Source organism: Enterococcus sp. DIV1304_2, from assembly GCF_050555445.1.
Taxonomy (GTDB): Bacteria; Bacillota; Bacilli; order Lactobacillales; family Enterococcaceae; genus Enterococcus_B; species Enterococcus_B pernyi.
On record NZ_CP187851.1, the window covers coordinates 2,711,025 to 2,730,077 of the forward strand.

Consider the following 19,053-nt stretch of genomic DNA (forward strand, 5'->3'; position numbering starts at 1 on the left):
ATTCCATGATTCATTTTAGTTAGGGGACATCTTCTAGTGACCAAGATAATGTCCCTACGAACGTTCCGATTCTTTGAAACTCTACAGGAATAGTTGCTTTTATTCCTCTATGGTTTTGCTTATCTAATAAATCTGACAAGTTACTCTCGCCTTTTTGACTACTGGCGCTAATGATTATGCTAGATTCTCCTATCTCCATTGCTCCATTCGTTGTTATAAACGAAAGCACACCTGGCATCTCAAATCCGTTGTTTATTAACGGTTTATGTTGTTTTAGTTGTAATCGCCAACTGCTAGTAGCCCGTTCATCGATGACTTTTAACTGACCAGTCGGTTGACCAAAAACAGTTAATGTAGTTGATGCTATTTTGTGACTGCCAAAGTCAAATCGCGTAGGTGCTTCAGAAAGATAGAGTCGTCCAATCCGATAATAAAAATAGATGTCGTCGGTTGTCTCTGAAAAAACGTCTTCTGTATTCCCAGAGTCTGAAACAAAAATATAGCCATCAATTACAAGTGGGTTTTCTTTATATGCTTCACCGATGGTACCAGTAAGAGTTTTCGATTGCGCAATCTCTTGCAATGTATCTATGTCTTTATAATAAACTTGAATTGTTTTTTCTTGAGATTGTGCAATGGTGATATTTACTTCATTTGTCTTTTTAAGAAGCACCGTTTGCTCCAAATACTCAAAATTGGTTGTGATCACTTTTTCTGGAGTGTCATCCTCAAGTACTGTTTCTAGTTCTAAAACTAATGGTTGGTTCGAAACAAGATGATTTCCTAACTCTACAGTGACTCGATGATCAACAATCGAAACATCTGCATCATTTACTGGCTTTCCATCAAGGGTGATCGAACGAGGGACAGGCCCCAATTCCTCTGGAAGCACAATACTAGCTTTAGGATTTCTTTGTTCTAGCGAAGAACCTTCTACATTTAGCATTTTCCTGATAAAGATCCGATCATTTTTTGATGCCTCGACTGATCGCCCATACTCTCCGTCATTTACTTTTACATCTGCTTCTGATGTGACATTCGTTGGTAATTGCGTCATTGCCAACGCATTTTCCTGCACGAATGTTCCTGTGGAAGAAGTAAAGCCCCAGTAAACATCCGTCCCACCAAATTGGGTAGTTAGATTTGACACAACATGAGAGTTACTTCCAACACCGCTTAAATCATATGTCAATCTTCTTTGTGCTGCATTCCAGTGGACTGTCAACATGCGCCAGGTGCCATTCGATAAAAAGGTAGGAGCTAAAGTTACGCCAGAATGCTCTCCTGAATAATGATTATTATTTGATTTTGGGGTGACGAATGCGACGTGACCAAATCCAGTATCTGCACTAATCTCTCGGTCCATTCGATTGGAAGTACCCGTATTTTTATACGTATCAAACTCAATCGACAACGCATTCCTAACAAATGGGCGATTTGCTGCTGTTGCATAAGCGCCTAGCCCCATCCCTGGTGAACCGATCACCTGTTGAGGCGCTGTACTCATTCTTGGATCATTGGTTAGTGTAAACGTCATGCCGTCTCCAGCACTGCCTCGTTGATCTCCTAAATACAAATAACTTTTGAAGGTGAAATCTGAGAGCAAACTTACTGTTTCTTTCGACCAGATCGCCCCAATCTGTGAAGGACTCGCTGGATTCAACTGCAACAACTTCCCGCCCTCTAATAAACTTGTGCTTGTTCCAATCTGAGGTTGAAACACCTGATCGATGGGAATAATATTTGGATCATTCGGCAAACTTATGGCGTAGGGGGATATACTCGAACGAGCAACTTCTTTATCAATTTCAAGTTTGCTCGTTTGTTGATCCTCTTTCTCGTCTGTAGAATCTTCAGAAGTATTCGCTTCTTCCTTTGTTGAATCGCTTGTTATTTGTTCAATTACTGTTTTTAACTGTTCCTCACTTGATAATGACTCGTCATTTCCCTCCATCACTTCAATAGTCGAACTGGTCTCACTGAGTGGCTGTTCCTCAGTAATAAGAGGAGAGATAGTCGCCGTTACTATCGTGCTTAAGATAAGTGTGAATAGTTTTCCTCGTATCATCTCTTTTCCCTCCTACTTCTTACATTCCTGGAACATCTGTCAACATCCACACTAGGCTTGTTTGATATGTGACTGCATCTTTCGGTGTGGCACCAGGTACTGACAGTTGAATATCTTTCGTAACATTTATAGATTGGCTCTCCCCATATTCATCCCGCTCTTCCATTTCCATCACTTCACCCCAATGTGTTGACCAAGTTCCAGCTCCAGCTCCTATCCTCGCTGTCACTAGTACAGACTCTTCACCAGGTATTAGAACGACTTCATCCATCGCTTCAGGCTTTTCGACATTCAACGCGTTACTGTTCACTGTAGGTCGTGCTAACATGATTTGTGCACCTGTCAACACGTTATTCAATGTTTCACTCGTTGCCGTCAATTGTTTTTGTTGTTTCACTTTCAACGACCATCCGCTATTCGTCCCCCGATGATCTGAAACTTGGACAAAATTAGCTGTGTTGAATTGATCCTCATGATACGATTGTGCCCTCGCAAAATATACCTGATCTCTATTTGAAATACGATTTCTCCCGAATTTCAAACTGGAGGCATAGTCAATGGATAAGGGGCCATTTGTTCCTGGATTAGGTCCATCTGGATTTGTCGGATCGACTGGTTTAACAGGTTTTTCAGGATCTGGATTCTCTGGATTTACAGGGTCTGTCGGATCCATGCTTGGAACAAACTCGACTAGGCTATTTGATTCATAATGTTTATTCTCTTCGGCGTGGGCTTCGATTGATAAGCCTGAAATCCCTAGTAAACTAACTACCGAAACACTAAACAAAAGTTTTCTCATCGTTTTATTTCCCCTTCAAGGAAATTAGTTTGGTGTATCTTCTAGAGACCAAACTAACTTAGTTGTATATTGTTGTGCCAATTTAACTGATTTACCTGGAATCGTTAATTGTACTGCATCCTGGTTATCTGCTTCATTGGCACCAAAACGATAGACCCAAGTTCCGACTCCTGTGCCAGCCTCCGCATTGATTGCCAATGTTCCGCTTAATCCTGGAGTCAAGGTTAACCTATTATTAACTGTTGTAGGCATATATTGTGAATCGACCACAGAATCTGCCTGTCCTTTAGTAAAAGCCAACTCTGCCCCCACAAGCTCATCTCCGTTGATCGTTTTAAACTGTTCTGGTTGAGAAATACTTAACTTCCACCCAGTCAACGTTCCCCGTTTGTCAGTCACTTGAACATACGTTGGTTTCTTAGAACCATCTTGCATCTCATCTGGTGCTGCATAGTAAGTTTGTGTCGTCGAAGAAATCTTTTGTGTACCAAATTTAAATTTTGATCCATAGTCGATTGACAATGCGCCACCTGTTCCAGGTCCTGGAGGATCGACTGGTGTGACTGGTTTTTCTGGATCAGGATCTTCCGGATCAACTGGTGGTGTCACTTCTGTTCCGCCCGCTTCAAATGTGATGGTTCCATCTGTGTTATATTCTTTTGGAAATACCTCATTCGCAGAAACTTGCATACTCCCTACGACAATTCCAAGTAGAACAATTGTTGATAGCATTGAAATTTCTTTTTTCATCTTATTAATCCCCCGTTTTTCTTTTTATATGAATCATCAAAATAGCTAGTACACTCAATAGAATAAAACCAATTTGCGTATATATTGGTTGAAGATTCTCACCTGTTCTTGGTAAAACACTCAAACCAGTAACTAGTTGATTGTCCGAATGACGCGAATGACTCGGATTTGTGTCAACTGACCGATGTTCATCTTCTTCTGCATACTCGTAATTCCCATAAAAACTAGTCTTTCCAATCGACTCCTTTTGTTCAACCGCTCCAGTTTTTACGGCAGTCATTATAAGCATGACGATAAATAAAGACACGATAACTGATAAACTCTTTTTCATTTCTCTCTCCTTTCTTATAATTTGATTAATCGTTATCGAGTTAAATTATAATAAATTTTTCTTTATTTTAATTTTTTATTATTTTGATTTATTTCAAAAAAAAAGATTCAGGACATTTAGCATTCCAAAATCTGGGAAAGTGTTTAGTTAATAAAGATTTTTATATAAGAAACTACCTAATTAAAACTCCATAATAAATCATAACAGTTTCGTCTGGTAAACTTCCAGATTTTCCGCTTACTTTCAAGTTCAAACTTTTTGCCTTTTCCTGAAAAAAAATTGGCTCCGCGCGATTTTTATTCAGGTTATAGAATAAAGTATTAACTAAGGGCAAGACTACAAAAAAAAGAGAATCTCTCTACGTTCAACCCAACTGAACGATACCTTTAGGTAAGCAAGCTGTTTTCTAAAGTAAGATAAGGGAGTGTTTTTTATTACAGAACAACTATGTATATATACTCATTTGTTTTTCAGAAGAAATGAATGCTCCTTTTCCATATCGATAAAATAACAAGCGTTTTATATAAAACCACAAAAAAAGATGTCAGCACCCTTCACCAACATCTTTTTTTATGGGTGTAACAGAATACAACTCCGAAAATCAGCAACAAAGGAGTTGCTTCTGGAACACCTTTTATTCAGTTTTAGAAAGGGTGAGACAACGATCGTCACAGTCTCTGAGAAGATTGTTCATTACCGTTCTTACTTATTTCTGTTTTGGTACATAAAAACTACGATTATCTAAACCAAATATTCGATCTGTATATTTCCCTGGCTCTGTTTGACGAATCGCAGTAGTCATCATTTGCATTGAAGCATCGATCGTGTCGATTTGGTGTAATACTTCCGCTTCCATGATTCGAGGACGAACAGGCGAACCATATTCTAACAATCCATGATGTGATAGAACCATATGACGTAAGATCAGCACATCTTCTTCTTCCTCACTGATTTTCAATGCTAAACAAGCTTTTGTTATTTCTTCATCAATTAAAACTAAATGCCCTACTAAATTACCCGCTAATGTGTATTCTGTTGCCATTGAGCCGGACAACTCGATCACTTTTCCTAAATCATGTAAGATAATCCCCGCATAAAGTAGTGGGCGATTCAATTCAGGGTATTCATCAGCAATCGCTTTACCTAAGTGTAACATCGATACTGTATGATAAGCCAATCCACTAGCAAATGCGTGATGATTTCGTTTTGCTGCTGGATATTCAAAAAATTGTTTTTGGTATTTATTGAGCAAATAACGTACGATTCGATTCCAATGTGCATTTGTGATCTCAAATAGCAATTGGTTGATTTCTTCTTCCATTTCTTCTTTTCTCAATGGTGCTCTTTCCATGTACAAACTGGGATCACTCGGTTCATCAACTTTTGTTAAACGCATATGCAAGATTTTAACTTGAGGATTTCCTTGATAGACCTCGCGTTTACCATTTAAAAAGACAACTGTTCCCGGTGTAAATTTTTTGATCTCGTCCTCTGATGCATCCCAATATTTGCCATCAATTGTTCCTGATGTATCTTGAAATGTAAAAGCGATAAATTTCTTACCGTTCTTAGCGATTCTTACATCTGCATTTTTGATCAAAACGAATTGTTCGAATTGTTCATCAACGACTAATTCACGTATTTTTTTCACTATTTGCACCTTCTAACTTTCTCACAGATTGTTCTAGCTCATGATAATAGCTTACCATTTCTTGATCAGAAGACAAGCAGATTACTTGATAGGTTTTGCTAAATTCAGCTAGTAGTTTAGCTAAACGGTATTTTCTCTTATGGTCGTAGTGTAGCCAGCCATCATCAATGATCACTGGACAGATCGAACGTTTCGCTTCCAAAGCAAGATATGCAAAACGCATCGCCATAATCATCTGATCCTTTGTTCCTGTCGATAGCTCATAAATTGGAAACTCATCTGTACCATTTGTCAATGTCAATGTATCGTTTTTCAATTGTATTTCTTGGTACTGTCGATCAGTTAGGATACTTAGATAGTCTCCAGCTAATTTGAGTAACTGTGGTAATTGCCGTTCACTTAATTCTGTCGAAAGATCACCTAAAAATGTCCCAGCAATCACTAAGCCCCCCCACTCTTCAAATAAAGCTTGTAGTTGTGCTTTTTGTAGACTTTCCTGTTGATATAATTCATCTAATGTCCCGTCTTGTTGTAATCCCTCAATTTGCAACTGCAAACGTTGACGTTGCTCACTCTTCCTACTTTCTTCCCTCTTTAGTTCTTGCAATCGTTCGGATTCATGAGCAATCTGAGTCTGCAACTGGCTATAAGTAATGACAGTTTTAAAAATTGGAGAAAGAATATGCGTCAATTCTTCAAAACGCGCTTGTTGTTGCTTCGTTTGCTCCGCCTTTTGTAAAAAAATCGATACTTCTGATGGGTAAGAAAGTTCTGCTCTAGTAAATTGTTCTTTGTATTCCTCCAACCACATTTTTTGTTTCTTTTTCAATGCGTTGATTTCTTGCTTCAATAAAGTATTCTGTTGATAACTTCTAGCATATTTCATTTGTTCCATCTCTTGGATGAACGTGGTTAATAGCGCCATTTTTTCCGAGAGAGATTTATGTTGGAGTGGTAGCCATTCTTTTGCTAGGTCAAGTTCCCCATCTATCTGTAAGAGTTGTTCCTGTATCTCACGTTCTCGTTGTTGCTTTTTTTGGAAAACAGCATAAAGCTTTTGATAATCTGTTACTTCTTGGCCCTCATTTTTCATCGTTTCAAGCGTGTTCATTATTCCTAATGAGTGATGATAGGCAAAATCAGCCACTGATTGTTCCATTTTTTGTTGCTTTCGTTTATTCTCATTGATTGTTTGAGTAATCTCTTCTAATTGTGCCAATACAATATCCAGTTGCCCTAGTTTCTCTTGCCATTTCCCTTTGATTTCTGGCAAATTTTGGTCTGTAGTGTTCTTAGGTTTTCTACGAGTAAACGTATAGCCAACCACTCCCAAAGCAAGCAATGGCCCCAATATTTTTCCGGGCATAGGTAAGATTAAACCAATCACAGCTAACACTAACGCACTAACGTAAAATTTGAAAAAGGATTGTTTTTCTGGAACATCCTGGGTCGGTCTTGTTTGGATCAGCGTTGGATGGGCTAGTTCTAATTCATTGATCTCTGCTTCTAGTGTTTGTTGCTGTTCCTTCACAATATCAAAACGAATCGCTAACTGACTGTGTTCATCATTCAATTGTTGCGCCATCGTATACAAAGAACGCCACTCTGGATCATCAATAAATTCCTGTGGTCGTTGCAATCGATCCCAGCGCCAACGTTGTTCTAAGATTTTCAATTCTGACGCTGTTTCCCTTGTCTCTACTTGCAGTCTTTGCCACTCATCCATTAATTGCTCAGTTGAAAATTGCTTTTGCTGTAGTGCTTTCAACTCTTGTTCTTGTTCTAAATAAAAATAATAACGTGCAGACTGCTGATCCATCCCACTATGTCGCTCTAACGAAGCCTCAAGTTCTTCCAGACGTTCGTTCATTTGTTGATAACGTTTGGTAAATACTTCTAAATCTTGTATTAGTGATTCATCCGGTACTTCAGCTAGCATATTTTTTTTCAGTGATTGCCACTCTTCATATAAAGAGAAATTCAATTCTTGTTGATGATACAGCGTAAGTTTTTGATTGATTTGTTCGATATCATGCAATAAGAGCTGTTGTTGTTCAGCTAGTCGTTGTTCCTCCATGATCCATTCACCATAGATCGCCTCTTGCTCTTGCTTTTGATGAATCTTTTCTTGTAATTGTTTCCATTCATTTAGTCGCTGATTAATCACTAATTTTTGACCTTTTCTTTTAAACAACTTATCAGCTGATTGATAATATTCTTGTCTTTTTTGAAAGACATGAGAACTTCCAGTGATTCCTAATGAAATCAACGCGTCATGTAATTCTTTTTCTGTTAAATGAGCAAGTTCACTCAGTTGTTCTTGTTGAAATGTAAAAACCTGCTGGAATAACTCTTTCGTCAAAGGTGAAAGTAGTTTTTCTAAGAGTTCATCACTTCCACTTTGGCCATTACATGTGACCTTCGATTTACCTCTATTTTGTTGTTTATATCTCTCAACATAAATTTCTCCATGTACAGGATGATTCAGCAATAATTTTCCACCATATGCAGACCCGTCTCTCGGTGTGTAATCTTTCTTTTTCTTCCCTTTTGATGGAAAACCAAAAAGGATTGCTTGAATAAATTGATAAATTGTTGACTTTCCCGCTTCATTTTCACCGTAAATCAACTGATTGCCAGAGGTAAAATAAAAGGTTTGCTGACGCCACTTTCCAAAAGCTGCTATTTCGATTTTTAAAATATTCATTCAGTACCCCCCTCAAACAAAAAGTCTTGCCGAATGATTTCTTGGGCCTTTTGTATCGTAGATTCTTGAAAGTCCGGTAGCAGATCCAACACTTTGATTGCCTCTTGATTTGTGTAGGCTTCTTGTAATATATGCTGAAAATCTTCTTTTGTTTGGTAATTTTCGAATAGTTGTTCAAACATCAATGTGGAAGCAGACAAAGAAATTTTTACCTTGTTATCTCTTTCTAAAGTAGAGATACGCCAAATAACTAAATTAGAAAATTTCCTGTTTGTTTCTTCCTTCAAATAATCTAATAATTCTCCAGAATAAATACGATCCAACACTTCCTGATCTAAGTGTTCATAATCAATGATCTCAAATTCAATGAGAGTCATCTTATTGGGTTCAACTAATTCTTGTTGGATTTTCTTCAATACATCCGTCGTTTGTTTCACTTCTCTGAGAGAAATTTGCTGACGTTTCCAATAAACTTCTGCAACTTTTATAGGTGTTGTTCGACAAGACGCTCCTTGAAGTTCAACTAAAACTATTGAAGTCGCCGGCTCTTCTTTTTTTGTATGTCCTTGTGGTGCACCAGGATAAAGAATGGTTCCTTTTTCATTTAATTTAGTGGGAACATGGATATGGCCTAATGCCCAGTAGTCATAGCCTTTTGCTTCCATTTGATTTGCTTGAAATGGTGCATAATTCCCATGAGTTGTCCCAGTTTCACCATGATAGAGTCCAATATGGTAGTCGACAGCAAAACGTTGGGGAAAATCAGGTGCTTTTTCCTCAGTGATCCATTGTTTTGTGTAACTAAAACCACTGAGTGCAATCGTTTCGCCAGCATCCGTCGTCATTTGCAGTGTCTCTACAGTTTCCGAAGTAAACAAAGAAAGATTCTCGGGAAATTCAAACCAATATCTCTCTTTTTGATAAAAATCATGATTACCAAATGTTAAAAAAACTGAGATATTGTGTTCTCCTAAGCGCTTGATTTGTTCCGAAAAATGCTTTTGGATCTTTAGCGAAGGACGATTCTGGTGGAAGCTATCCCCTACCAGTAAAACAAAATCAACCTGATGTTTGATTGCCTGTTCCACAATATTTTCAAGTACGGTCAAATTAGCCCGTAATAATTTCTTTTGAACTTTTTCATCGATTCCTACTAATCCTTCAAATGAACGATCCATATGCAAATCTGCCGCATGAATAAATTTGACCATTAAGCTACTACCTCCCTATACATAAGATAATAAAATACAAGTTTGTCTGTATCGCTTTACTAAAACAGATCGATATCTGTTGACTTTTTTGGTTTATACATGGTTTATCATAACATTTCCATTGCTTTTTTTCAGCAAAAAACCGAAAATTTGTTCGCATCCAGGCAAAAAAAACAGCTGAACTTTCGTTCAACTGTTTTCCTTTGCGTGGCGGCGTCCTACTCTCACAAGGGGCAACCCCTCACTACAATCGGCGCTAAGAAGCTTAACTTCTGTGTTCGGCATGGTTACAGGTGTATCCTTCTCGCCATCGCCACCACACTTGGTGTTATCTATATTGAGTAAATCTTGTTCACTCAAAACTGGATTTGAAGTATTAGTAAGAAACTCTCCGAGTTTTTCATTTTATTTTGGTTAAGTCCTCGATCGATTAGTATCAGTCCGCTCCATACATCACTGTACTTCCACTCCTGACCTATCTACCTGATCATCTCTCAGGGATCTTACTTTCTTAAAGAAATGGGAAATCTCATCTTGAGGTGGGCTTCACACTTAGATGCTTTCAGCGTTTATCCCTTCCCTACATAGCTACCCAGCAATGCCCTTGGCAGAACAACTGGTACACCAGCGGTAAGTCCATCCCGGTCCTCTCGTACTAAGGACAGCTCCTCTCAAATTTCCAACGCCCGCGACGGATAGGGACCGAACTGTCTCACGACGTTCTGAACCCAGCTCGCGTGCCGCTTTAATGGGCGAACAGCCCAACCCTTGGGACCGACTACAGCCCCAGGATGCGACGAGCCGACATCGAGGTGCCAAACCTCCCCGTCGATGTGGACTCTTGGGGGAGATAAGCCTGTTATCCCCAGGGTAGCTTTTATCCGTTGAGCGATGGCCCTTCCATGCGGAACCACCGGATCACTAAGCCCGACTTTCGTCCCTGCTCGACTTGTAGGTCTCGCAGTCAAGCTCCCTTCTGCCTTTACACTCTTCGAATGATTTCCAACCATTCTGAGGGAACCTTTGGGCGCCTCCGTTACTCTTTAGGAGGCGACCGCCCCAGTCAAACTGCCCATCTGACACTGTCTCCCACCACGATTAGTGGTGCGGGTTAGAGTGGCCATAACGCAGGGGTAGTATCCCACCAGCGCCTCCATCGAAACTAGCGTTCCGACTTCTACGGCTCCTACCTATCCTGTACATGCGGTACAGACACTCAATATCAAACTACAGTAAAGCTCCATGGGGTCTTTCCGTCCTGTCGCGGGTAACCTGCATCTTCACAGGTACTAAAATTTCACCGAGTCTCTCGTTGAGACAGTGCCCAAATCGTTACGCCTTTCGTGCGGGTCGGAACTTACCCGACAAGGAATTTCGCTACCTTAGGACCGTTATAGTTACGGCCGCCGTTTACTGGGGCTTCAATTCGTACCTTCGCTTACGCTAAGCACTCCTCTTAACCTTCCAGCACCGGGCAGGCGTCAGCCCCTATACTTCATCTTACGATTTTGCAGAGACCTGTGTTTTTGATAAACAGTCGCTTGGGCCTATTCACTGCGGCTGATCTGACGATCAGCACCCCTTCTCCCGAAGTTACGGGGTCATTTTGCCGAGTTCCTTAACGAGAGTTCTCTCGCTCACCTTAGGATTCTCTCCTCGACTACCTGTGTCGGTTTGCGGTACGGGTCGTTGTTTTCTCACTAGAAGCTTTTCTCGGCAGTGTGACGTCAGGAACTTCGGTACTATTATTTCCCTCCCCATCACAGCTTGTCCTTAAAGTTAGAAGCATTTGACTCCTATCAAGACTTACTGCTTGGACAGACATTTCCGATCGTCTGCATTCCTTAGCCTCCTGCGTCCCTCCATTGCTCAAACAAAAACAACGAGTACAGGAATATCAACCTGTTGTCCATCGCCTACGCCTGTCGGCCTCGGCTTAGGTCCCGACTAACCCTGGGCGGACGAGCCTTCCCCAGGAAACCTTAGTCATTCGGTGGACAGGATTCTCACCTGTCTTTCGCTACTCATACCGGCATTCTCACTTCTAAGCGCTCCAGCAGTCCTCACGATCTACCTTCAACGCCCTTAGAACGCTCTCCTACCAATACACCTAAAGGTGTACTCCACAGCTTCGGTAATATGTTTAGCCCCGGTACATTTTCGGCGCAGGGTCACTCGACTAGTGAGCTATTACGCACTCTTTAAATGGTGGCTGCTTCTAAGCCAACATCCTAGTTGTCTGTGCAACCCCACATCCTTTTCCACTTAACATATATTTTGGGACCTTAGCTGGTGGTCTGGGCTGTTTCCCTTTCGACTATGGATCTTATCACTCACAGTCTGACTCCCGGATATGAATGAATGGCATTCGGAGTTTATCTGAATTCGGTAACCCGAGATGGGCCCCTAGTCCAAACAGTGCTCTACCTCCATCATTCTCAATTCCGAGGCTAGCCCTAAAGCTATTTCGGAGAGAACCAGCTATCTCCAAGTTCGTTTGGAATTTCTCCGCTACCCACACCTCATCCCCGCACTTTTCAACGTACGTGGGTTCGGTCCTCCAGTGCGTTTTACCGCACCTTCAACCTGGACATGGGTAGATCACATGGTTTCGGGTCTACGACTACATACTCAAACGCCCTATTCAGACTCGCTTTCGCTGCGGCTCCGTCTCTTCAACTTAACCTCGCATGCAATCGTAACTCGCCGGTTCATTCTACAAAAGGCACGCCATCACCCATTAACGGGCTTTGACTTGTTGTAGGCACACGGTTTCAGGTTCTATTTCACTCCCCTTCCGGGGTGCTTTTCACCTTTCCCTCACGGTACTGGTTCACTATCGGTCACTAGGGAGTATTTAGCCTTGGGAGATGGTCCTCCCGGATTCCGACGGAATTCCTCGTGTTCCGCCGTACTCAGGATCCTCCTAGGTGCCTTCCAAATTTCATCTACGGGGCTTTCACCCTCTCTGACTGACTTTTCCAAGTCATTCGACTATCTGAAAGAACTACCATATCGGAGTCCTACAACCCCAATGAGCAAGCTCATTGGTTTGGGCTTTTCCCGTTTCGCTCGCCGCTACTCAGGGAATCGAATTTTCTTTCTCTTCCTGCAGGTACTTAGATGTTTCAGTTCTCTGCGTCTACCTCGTATACGCTATGTATTCACGTATACGTAACATCCTATAAAAGATGCTGGGTTCCCCCATTCGGAAATCTCTGGATCATAGCTTACGTACAGCTCCCCAAAGCATATCGGTGTTAGTCCCGTCCTTCATCGGCTCCTAGTGCCAAGGCATCCACCGTGCGCCCTTATTCACTTAACCTTATCAACCTTACGGTTGGGTTTTGATCTTTCTTCTAGCGATAGAAGTCCAATCAAGAAAAATAAGCAATTGAACTTATTAAAAAACTCTATCCAGCACACAAATCAGCCTCTTCGACAAAAAGATCGTCCAATCCGTGAAAGCAAGCTTTCACTTCTGGCCGCCTATTTTGCTTAAGGCTAAACGATTTGTTTAGCTTTCAAATTCAACGCGGTGTTCTCGGTTTGTATTACTTACATTTTTACTTCAATATCCAGTTTTCAATGAACAAAATTTTGAGAGTAGACCTCTCAAAACTGAACAAAGTATCGACAAACGTGTGTAGTCTCCGTAATATTCCTTAGAAAGGAGGTGATCCAGCCGCACCTTCCGATACGGCTACCTTGTTACGACTTCACCCCAATCATCTATCCCACCTTAGGCGGCTGGCTCCAAAAAGGTTACCTCACCGACTTCGGGTGTTACAAACTCTCGTGGTGTGACGGGCGGTGTGTACAAGGCCCGGGAACGTATTCACCGCGGCGTGCTGATCCGCGATTACTAGCGATTCCGGCTTCATGTAGGCGAGTTGCAGCCTACAATCCGAACTGAGAGAAGCTTTAAGAGATTAGCTTAGCCTCGCGACTTTGCGACTCGTTGTACTTCCCATTGTAGCACGTGTGTAGCCCAGGTCATAAGGGGCATGATGATTTGACGTCATCCCCACCTTCCTCCGGTTTGTCACCGGCAGTCTTGCTAGAGTGCCCAACTAAATGATGGCAACTAACAATAAGGGTTGCGCTCGTTGCGGGACTTAACCCAACATCTCACGACACGAGCTGACGACAACCATGCACCACCTGTCACTTTGCCCCCGAAGGGGAAGCTCTATCTCTAGAGTGGTCAAAGGATGTCAAGACCTGGTAAGGTTCTTCGCGTTGCTTCGAATTAAACCACATGCTCCACCGCTTGTGCGGGCCCCCGTCAATTCCTTTGAGTTTCAACCTTGCGGTCGTACTCCCCAGGCGGAGTGCTTAATGCGTTAGCTGCAGCACTGAAGGGCGGAAACCCTCCAACACTTAGCACTCATCGTTTACGGCGTGGACTACCAGGGTATCTAATCCTGTTTGCTCCCCACGCTTTCGAGCCTCAGCGTCAGTTACAGACCAGAGAGCCGCCTTCGCCACTGGTGTTCCTCCATATATCTACGCATTTCACCGCTACACATGGAATTCCACTCTCCTCTTCTGCACTCAAGTCTCCCAGTTTCCAATGACCCTCCCCGGTTGAGCCGGGGGCTTTCACATCAGACTTAAGAAACCGCCTGCGCTCGCTTTACGCCCAATAAATCCGGACAACGCTTGCCACCTACGTATTACCGCGGCTGCTGGCACGTAGTTAGCCGTGGCTTTCTGGTTAGATACCGTCAAGGGGTGAACAGTTACTCTCACCCTTGTTCTTCTCTAACAACAGAGTTTTACGATCCGAAAACCTTCTTCACTCACGCGGCGTTGCTCGGTCAGACTTTCGTCCATTGCCGAAGATTCCCTACTGCTGCCTCCCGTAGGAGTTTGGGCCGTGTCTCAGTCCCAATGTGGCCGATCACCCTCTCAGGTCGGCTATGCATCGTGGCCTTGGTGAGCCGTTACCTCACCAACTAGCTAATGCACCGCGGGTCCATCCATCAGCGGCACCGTAAAGCGCCTTTCAAAACGAAACCATGCGGTTTCGATTGTTATACGGTATTAGCACCTGTTTCCAAGTGTTATCCCCTTCTGATGGGCAGGTTACCCACGTGTTACTCACCCGTTCGCCACTCCTCTTTTCCCGGTGGAGCAAGCTCCGGTGGGAAAAGAAGCGTTCGACTTGCATGTATTAGGCACGCCGCCAGCGTTCGTCCTGAGCCAGGATCAAACTCTCATAAATAAAAGTTAGAACAATCTTGCGATTGTTAAGCTCAATTTGTTTGCTAGCATATTGCTTGCTTGTTAAAAATGTTTGTTGTCTTGAATTGAATCAAGACGCCCTACACATTTGGTTTGTCTTACTTTGTTCAGTTTTCAAAGGTCTACGTGATAATTGAAACACAACTGCCTCAACTTATCGTTTGTGATTGCCGTAGCAACTTTTATATCTTAGCAAACTCTCGAATGATTGTCAACTATTTTTTAAAAGTTTTTTGAACTCGTTTTTCACGAGGTCGTTTTAGCAACTCACTCATCATAACTCATCGTTTGTTATTTGTCAACATGTTTTTTTGTTTATTTCTTAATAAAATCAACATCTAAAAACTCATCTCTCATAACCAACTTCGTTATATTATCACATGGAATTATGATTGTCAACAAAACTTTTAAACAAATTTCATGATTGTTTTCATGTTTCAGCAACGTTGACTATACTATCATTAAAAAAAAGATTGGTCAAGGTAAAATTTAACTTTCACTGCACCTAATCTTTTTTTATTTCATTCCATTTCTATTTCCTGATAGTTGAAATAATCAAAATCAGCATAGCTCCCTCCTCTTACGTTTAAATCCTGCACACCAATACCAACAAAGTTTCCTGTAAAACCACCTGATAGTGTCTGCACATCAATTTCAGCACCGATTTTTTTCCAGTCTTGCGAACATTTCACATAAAATTGTCCAAAAGTCTTTTCAACAACTACTTTAATCACTGTCTCTCTTCCTCTTAGCGGATAAATTTCAGGCCTAATCGTAACATGACCGTCAACTGCACTAAGTAATCGGAGACACTTCCCTATCTTTTCATCCCAGGTCACACAGCAATAATAATAATTTTCTTCATTTAGAAAAAGAAGCAGCCCAGCCATTTGGTTGAAGTGCTTTGGCTCATATTCCATCTTAGTTTGTGCAATAAATGAAAACGTTGTTTGCCGTATCGCTAATAAGTGTTGGTCAAACGTTGACTGCAGTGATTCTCCTGCGAGCATTCTTAGATAGCCATATCGGCTAGTCAAGTCGCACCAAGTTGTGTCTGCTAAACAACGACGAGCGTTCCAATTTTTTCTCATTTCACCTGCAAAATCATCAAAAAAACAAGAATTGATCTTTTGGATCACTTTCTCTTGTGTTGGAATGGTGACGATCTCTCTTGGTTCATTTCCTCCTTCTTTTATCCGCAACCAATAGTCTTCTGTCCAATACACTTCTTGAATAGCTGTTTCTCTACCTAAGATAGCAACACCTTCGATAGGGCGAGTACAAAGATGGACTATATACCATCTGTCGAATTCTGTTTGAACTAAACTTGCATGTCCCGCACATTGTAAACTTGAGCTTGGATACCCATTTGCTGTCAACATTGGATTTTGGGGATCGACTTCGTATGGTCCTAACAAATCACGACTACGACAAACGGTAACAGCATGTCCACTACCAGTACCACCTTCAGCAGTCAGCAAATAATAGTAATCATTGACATAGTAAAGATGAGGTGCTTCGGTCTTTGCGAGTTCGGTTCCTGTAAAGATCGTGTGAATCGGCCCGACTAGTTGTTTTTGTTTTGCATCATATTCTTGAATGACGATCCCTGCTGATTTATTCGGTGTAGTTAGTCGAAAATCCCAGATTTCATTCAAAAGCCATTTCCTACCTGTACGTGGATCATGAAAAAGCGAGGGATCAAAACCACTACTATTTAGATAGATTGGACTTTCCCAAGGTCCATTGATATCCTCTGCGATCATCATGTAATTGTGGGTGTCTTTAAAAGGACGTGTTACGCTTTTAACCTCTGTATAAATAAGATAAAATCGCCCAGCTGAGTAACTGATTTGTGGCGCCCAGATACTTCCATTGATTGGATGACCCTTTAACGATACTTGATCAGTTAAAATATCTGTTTTATGTTCCCAATTAATCAGATCTGTCGATTCATATACACGAATACCTGGTAACCACTCAAAAGAAGAAACGATCACATAATAAGAACTACCCACTTTCAAAATATTCGGGTCTGGATTAAATCCTCGAATGATTGGATTGACTACTTTACTTTGAAACATCCGATCTCCACCTTTTCTCTATTTTTTGGCGATACATACTTGAACCCGCTGCTAATAGATAGAAAAAGACAAAAGGGTACGCAATGAATTGTGTACCGAACAACAGCAGGACTCCTGAAATCAAATAAATGAGTGCCGCCATCGGACTTGCTTTTCCCTTCAACGATAGGTAAAGAGCCAGACACAGCCCAACCAATGAGAGGAATAGGCTAACGCTAAACAACCCCGTCATGCTCCGTAGTGACTCAAAGGTTTCTTTTACACTACCAAAGCCCTCTAATGAGAGAGCTTGGTATGTTTCTCGGAAATTTGAAAGAGACATTTGATTGAAGGTCACAGCAATCCCACCAAAAAACAACAAAGCGGTAGACCCACCGATCAAGCCAAAAGTTATTTCCCATTTTTTCGTCATCTAATCGACCTCCGTTTCCACAGTAACCCATGATTCGCGACAAATTCCTCTTTGATACCTATTATTTTTTTCATAAAAGCGGGCTGTTTGTCTGTTTTGTTTCTCATCCCAGTCATGCCAGCCACTTTGATAGACATGCGCTCCTACATCACACTCTTCAAATGTCACCTGAGCATACGGACGCCAAGGTCGACCTAAATAGATAGAAGGTGCCTCGTAATCTGCGATGATTGCACACCTAAAAAAAAGAAAACCTCGTTCTTGTTCTTTTACCGTTGAAGCGGCTGTGATATAACCATTAGAAGAACTAACCAAACTGTGGATGAAACAGTGGTCAAACAACGCATCTGCCCCACCGAAAATAAAGTCCACCGTCCCTTCGATCCAACATCGTTCATAAGATTGCCGACAATACTTACGCTCCTTTAACACTGGGGTAAAAAATGGGCGACCATCTTTTTGAATCGGAGGCAACGGTCCTGTGCATAATGTATCTTGTTGCCCGCACAACCGACAATTGATCAACTGGACTTGATGGGCATAATTGAATAGCGCGATTGCTTGACCTACTTGTTCTCCTGCACCAGCGTTATTGATGATTTGTATATTTTCGAGACGAATATTTTCTCCTTCAAGAAATAGTGTCGCGGTTCGAAATGTTTCTCTTGCTTCACCAGATGAAAGTGTTTGTTTCGCAAAACGGCATCCAACAATTTTTACTTCTCCTTGTCCAAACATTTGGAAATTTGACAGCCGACATTCGATATATTCATGATAGACCCCTTCTCGAATGATCATGGTCTTTTTTACGTAATTCGGCAATGAGCTAAGATGAGCAATTCCTGCTTGAATGGTCTGATAGTCTGCTTTTCTTGGAATCGGGTCGATCACGATTTCTGTTTTCATTATAGGTGCTCCTTTAAAAATGCTTGCCACTTCATTCGCATATCACGTGTTTCAAAGTGTCCACCATTTAAAGAGTATCCTTGAAAATTCGTTGGTACTCCCAATTGTTGATAATGCAAATCTAGCTGTTTATTCAAGCGACAGACGCCTTCTGTTGGACACATTCGATCGTTTTTCCCTACTATAGTGAGGCGTTTACGAGGAGCAATTTTTTGCTGAATAGCTAGGGTCGTATACTCCGTCAATAAATCAGGAACATAATAATAGTAACCGTGGTAGTCTAACATTTGATGTTTCAAGAGCGTTTCAACCTCTACTTGGCTAGCTAGGTCAATACATACTTTCACACGTTCATCCAATGCACTTGTCCACCAACTTAATAGTCCACCCATAGATAACCCGATCGTGGCGATACGTTGTGTGTCAATATCTTCTCGTGTTTCCAAGTAGTCGATCAAGCTTAGCACATCAAAGATCCGCATTCCCCAAAGTGTTCGTCCTGTTAATAAGAATCGCTTAAAAAGTTCACTTTCAGCAATTCCGCCGCGTTCTTCAAATCCCCAAGCATCAATCGCCCATACACCATACCCCATACTCGTCAAGGCCTTTGCAAATGAAGGTTCTACAAAATAGGATGCACCTGCTAGCAACTCACTTTTTCCTAGTGAAAAATCACCCCCATGTGAATGCAGATAGATCACAGCAGGCAAAGGTTCCTTCTTTTTTACTGGATAAACATAAATGGCAGAAACAGGTTCAAGATCATTTAATATCAATTGATAATACTCAATTACTTGATCATCGTTGATTTTTTGTGATAAACAGCTACCACTCGGTCTCAAGCAACGTGCGTCTTTCCCTAAGTACTCGATCAACTCCATTTT

The 19,053-nt window shown here is 41.5% G+C and carries 11 protein-coding genes and 3 rRNA genes; all 14 read right to left on the reverse strand.

Features of this window, described 5'->3' with window-relative positions:
• Positions 1-19 precede the first annotated feature (19 nt).
• Positions 20-2,068 carry a lectin-like domain-containing protein gene (locus IGJ14_RS12565; protein ID WP_019722614.1) on the reverse strand — a complete coding sequence of 683 codons (2,049 nt, stop codon included), beginning with the start codon at positions 2,066-2,068 and terminating at the stop codon, positions 20-22.
• A 19-nt stretch (positions 2,069-2,087) separates the two neighbouring features.
• A complete protein-coding gene (locus tag IGJ14_RS12570; RefSeq protein WP_019722613.1) occupies positions 2,088-2,867 on the reverse strand; it encodes a WxL domain-containing protein in 780 nt (259 codons plus the stop codon).
• Between the two features lie 24 nt (positions 2,868-2,891).
• Positions 2,892-3,617 (reverse strand): WxL domain-containing protein, encoded by a 726-nt coding sequence (locus tag IGJ14_RS12575; RefSeq protein WP_066025814.1) that lies wholly within the window; start codon positions 3,615-3,617, stop codon positions 2,892-2,894.
• A 4-nt stretch (positions 3,618-3,621) separates the two neighbouring features.
• The gene (locus tag IGJ14_RS12580) at positions 3,622-3,948 is read right to left on the reverse strand and encodes an LPXTG cell wall anchor domain-containing protein (RefSeq protein WP_019722611.1); all 327 of its coding nucleotides are present in this window, start codon (positions 3,946-3,948) and stop codon (positions 3,622-3,624) included.
• A gap of 706 nt (positions 3,949-4,654) precedes the next feature.
• Positions 4,655-5,599, reverse strand: a complete 945-nt coding sequence (locus IGJ14_RS12585) for a 3'-5' exoribonuclease YhaM family protein (RefSeq protein ID WP_010734187.1) — start codon at positions 5,597-5,599, stop codon at positions 4,655-4,657.
• Entirely contained in the window at positions 5,583-8,306 is a 2,724-nt protein-coding gene (locus IGJ14_RS12590; protein WP_019722610.1) for an ATP-binding protein, read from the reverse strand. The genes IGJ14_RS12585 and IGJ14_RS12590 overlap by 17 nt, the downstream gene beginning before the upstream one ends.
• Entirely contained in the window at positions 8,303-9,517 is a 1,215-nt protein-coding gene (locus IGJ14_RS12595) for a metallophosphoesterase family protein (RefSeq protein WP_019722609.1), read from the reverse strand. The genes IGJ14_RS12590 and IGJ14_RS12595 overlap by 4 nt, the downstream gene beginning before the upstream one ends.
• Positions 9,518-9,722: 205 nt before the next feature.
• A 5S ribosomal RNA gene (gene rrf / locus IGJ14_RS12600) occupies positions 9,723-9,838 on the reverse strand.
• Between the two features lie 89 nt (positions 9,839-9,927).
• Positions 9,928-12,842 (reverse strand): 23S ribosomal RNA (locus tag IGJ14_RS12605).
• Positions 12,843-13,186: 344 nt separating this feature from the next.
• Positions 13,187-14,747: ribosomal RNA gene (locus IGJ14_RS12610) — 16S ribosomal RNA — on the reverse strand.
• The 16S, 23S and 5S rRNA genes sit together here, the layout of an rRNA operon.
• A gap of 541 nt (positions 14,748-15,288) precedes the next feature.
• Positions 15,289-16,851, reverse strand: coding sequence for a glycoside hydrolase family 43 protein (locus IGJ14_RS12615; protein WP_195476078.1), 1,563 nt, complete (start codon positions 16,849-16,851; stop codon positions 15,289-15,291).
• Complete coding sequence (locus IGJ14_RS12620) at positions 16,838-17,263, reverse strand: DUF4064 domain-containing protein (protein WP_019723551.1); 426 nt, start codon at positions 17,261-17,263, stop codon at positions 16,838-16,840. Before IGJ14_RS12620 ends, IGJ14_RS12615 begins: the two co-directional genes overlap by 14 nt.
• Complete coding sequence (locus IGJ14_RS12625) at positions 17,264-18,169, reverse strand: pectinesterase family protein (protein WP_019723550.1); 906 nt, start codon at positions 18,167-18,169, stop codon at positions 17,264-17,266. It abuts the gene before it with no gap.
• Positions 18,169-19,050 (reverse strand): alpha/beta hydrolase family protein, encoded by an 882-nt coding sequence (locus IGJ14_RS12630; RefSeq protein ID WP_019723549.1) that lies wholly within the window; start codon positions 19,048-19,050, stop codon positions 18,169-18,171. The genes IGJ14_RS12625 and IGJ14_RS12630 overlap by 1 nt, the downstream gene beginning before the upstream one ends.
• Positions 19,051-19,053 lie beyond the last annotated feature (3 nt).

What these genes read in the sequence shown, in the direction of transcription:
- IGJ14_RS12575 (WP_066025814.1), bottom strand. Translation starts at nt 3,617, where the DNA reads ATGAAAAAAGAAATTTCAATGCTATCAACAATTGTTCTACTTGGAATT.
- IGJ14_RS12590 (WP_019722610.1), bottom strand. Translation starts at nt 8,306, where the DNA reads ATGAATATTTTAAAAATCGAAATAGCAGCTTTTGGAAAGTGGCGTCAG.
- IGJ14_RS12625 (WP_019723550.1), bottom strand. Translation starts at nt 18,169, where the DNA reads ATGAAAACAGAAATCGTGATCGACCCGATTCCAAGAAAAGCAGACTAT.
- IGJ14_RS12580 (WP_019722611.1), bottom strand. Translation starts at nt 3,948, where the DNA reads ATGAAAAAGAGTTTATCAGTTATCGTGTCTTTATTTATCGTCATGCTT.
- IGJ14_RS12630 (WP_019723549.1), bottom strand. Translation starts at nt 19,050, where the DNA reads ATGGAGTTGATCGAGTACTTAGGGAAAGACGCACGTTGCTTGAGACCG.
- IGJ14_RS12595 (WP_019722609.1), bottom strand. Translation starts at nt 9,517, where the DNA reads ATGGTCAAATTTATTCATGCGGCAGATTTGCATATGGATCGTTCATTT.
- IGJ14_RS12570 (WP_019722613.1), bottom strand. Translation starts at nt 2,867, where the DNA reads ATGAGAAAACTTTTGTTTAGTGTTTCGGTAGTTAGTTTACTAGGGATT.
- IGJ14_RS12620 (WP_019723551.1), bottom strand. Translation starts at nt 17,263, where the DNA reads ATGACGAAAAAATGGGAAATAACTTTTGGCTTGATCGGTGGGTCTACC.
- IGJ14_RS12565 (WP_019722614.1), bottom strand. Translation starts at nt 2,068, where the DNA reads ATGATACGAGGAAAACTATTCACACTTATCTTAAGCACGATAGTAACG.
- IGJ14_RS12615 (WP_195476078.1), bottom strand. Translation starts at nt 16,851, where the DNA reads ATGTTTCAAAGTAAAGTAGTCAATCCAATCATTCGAGGATTTAATCCA.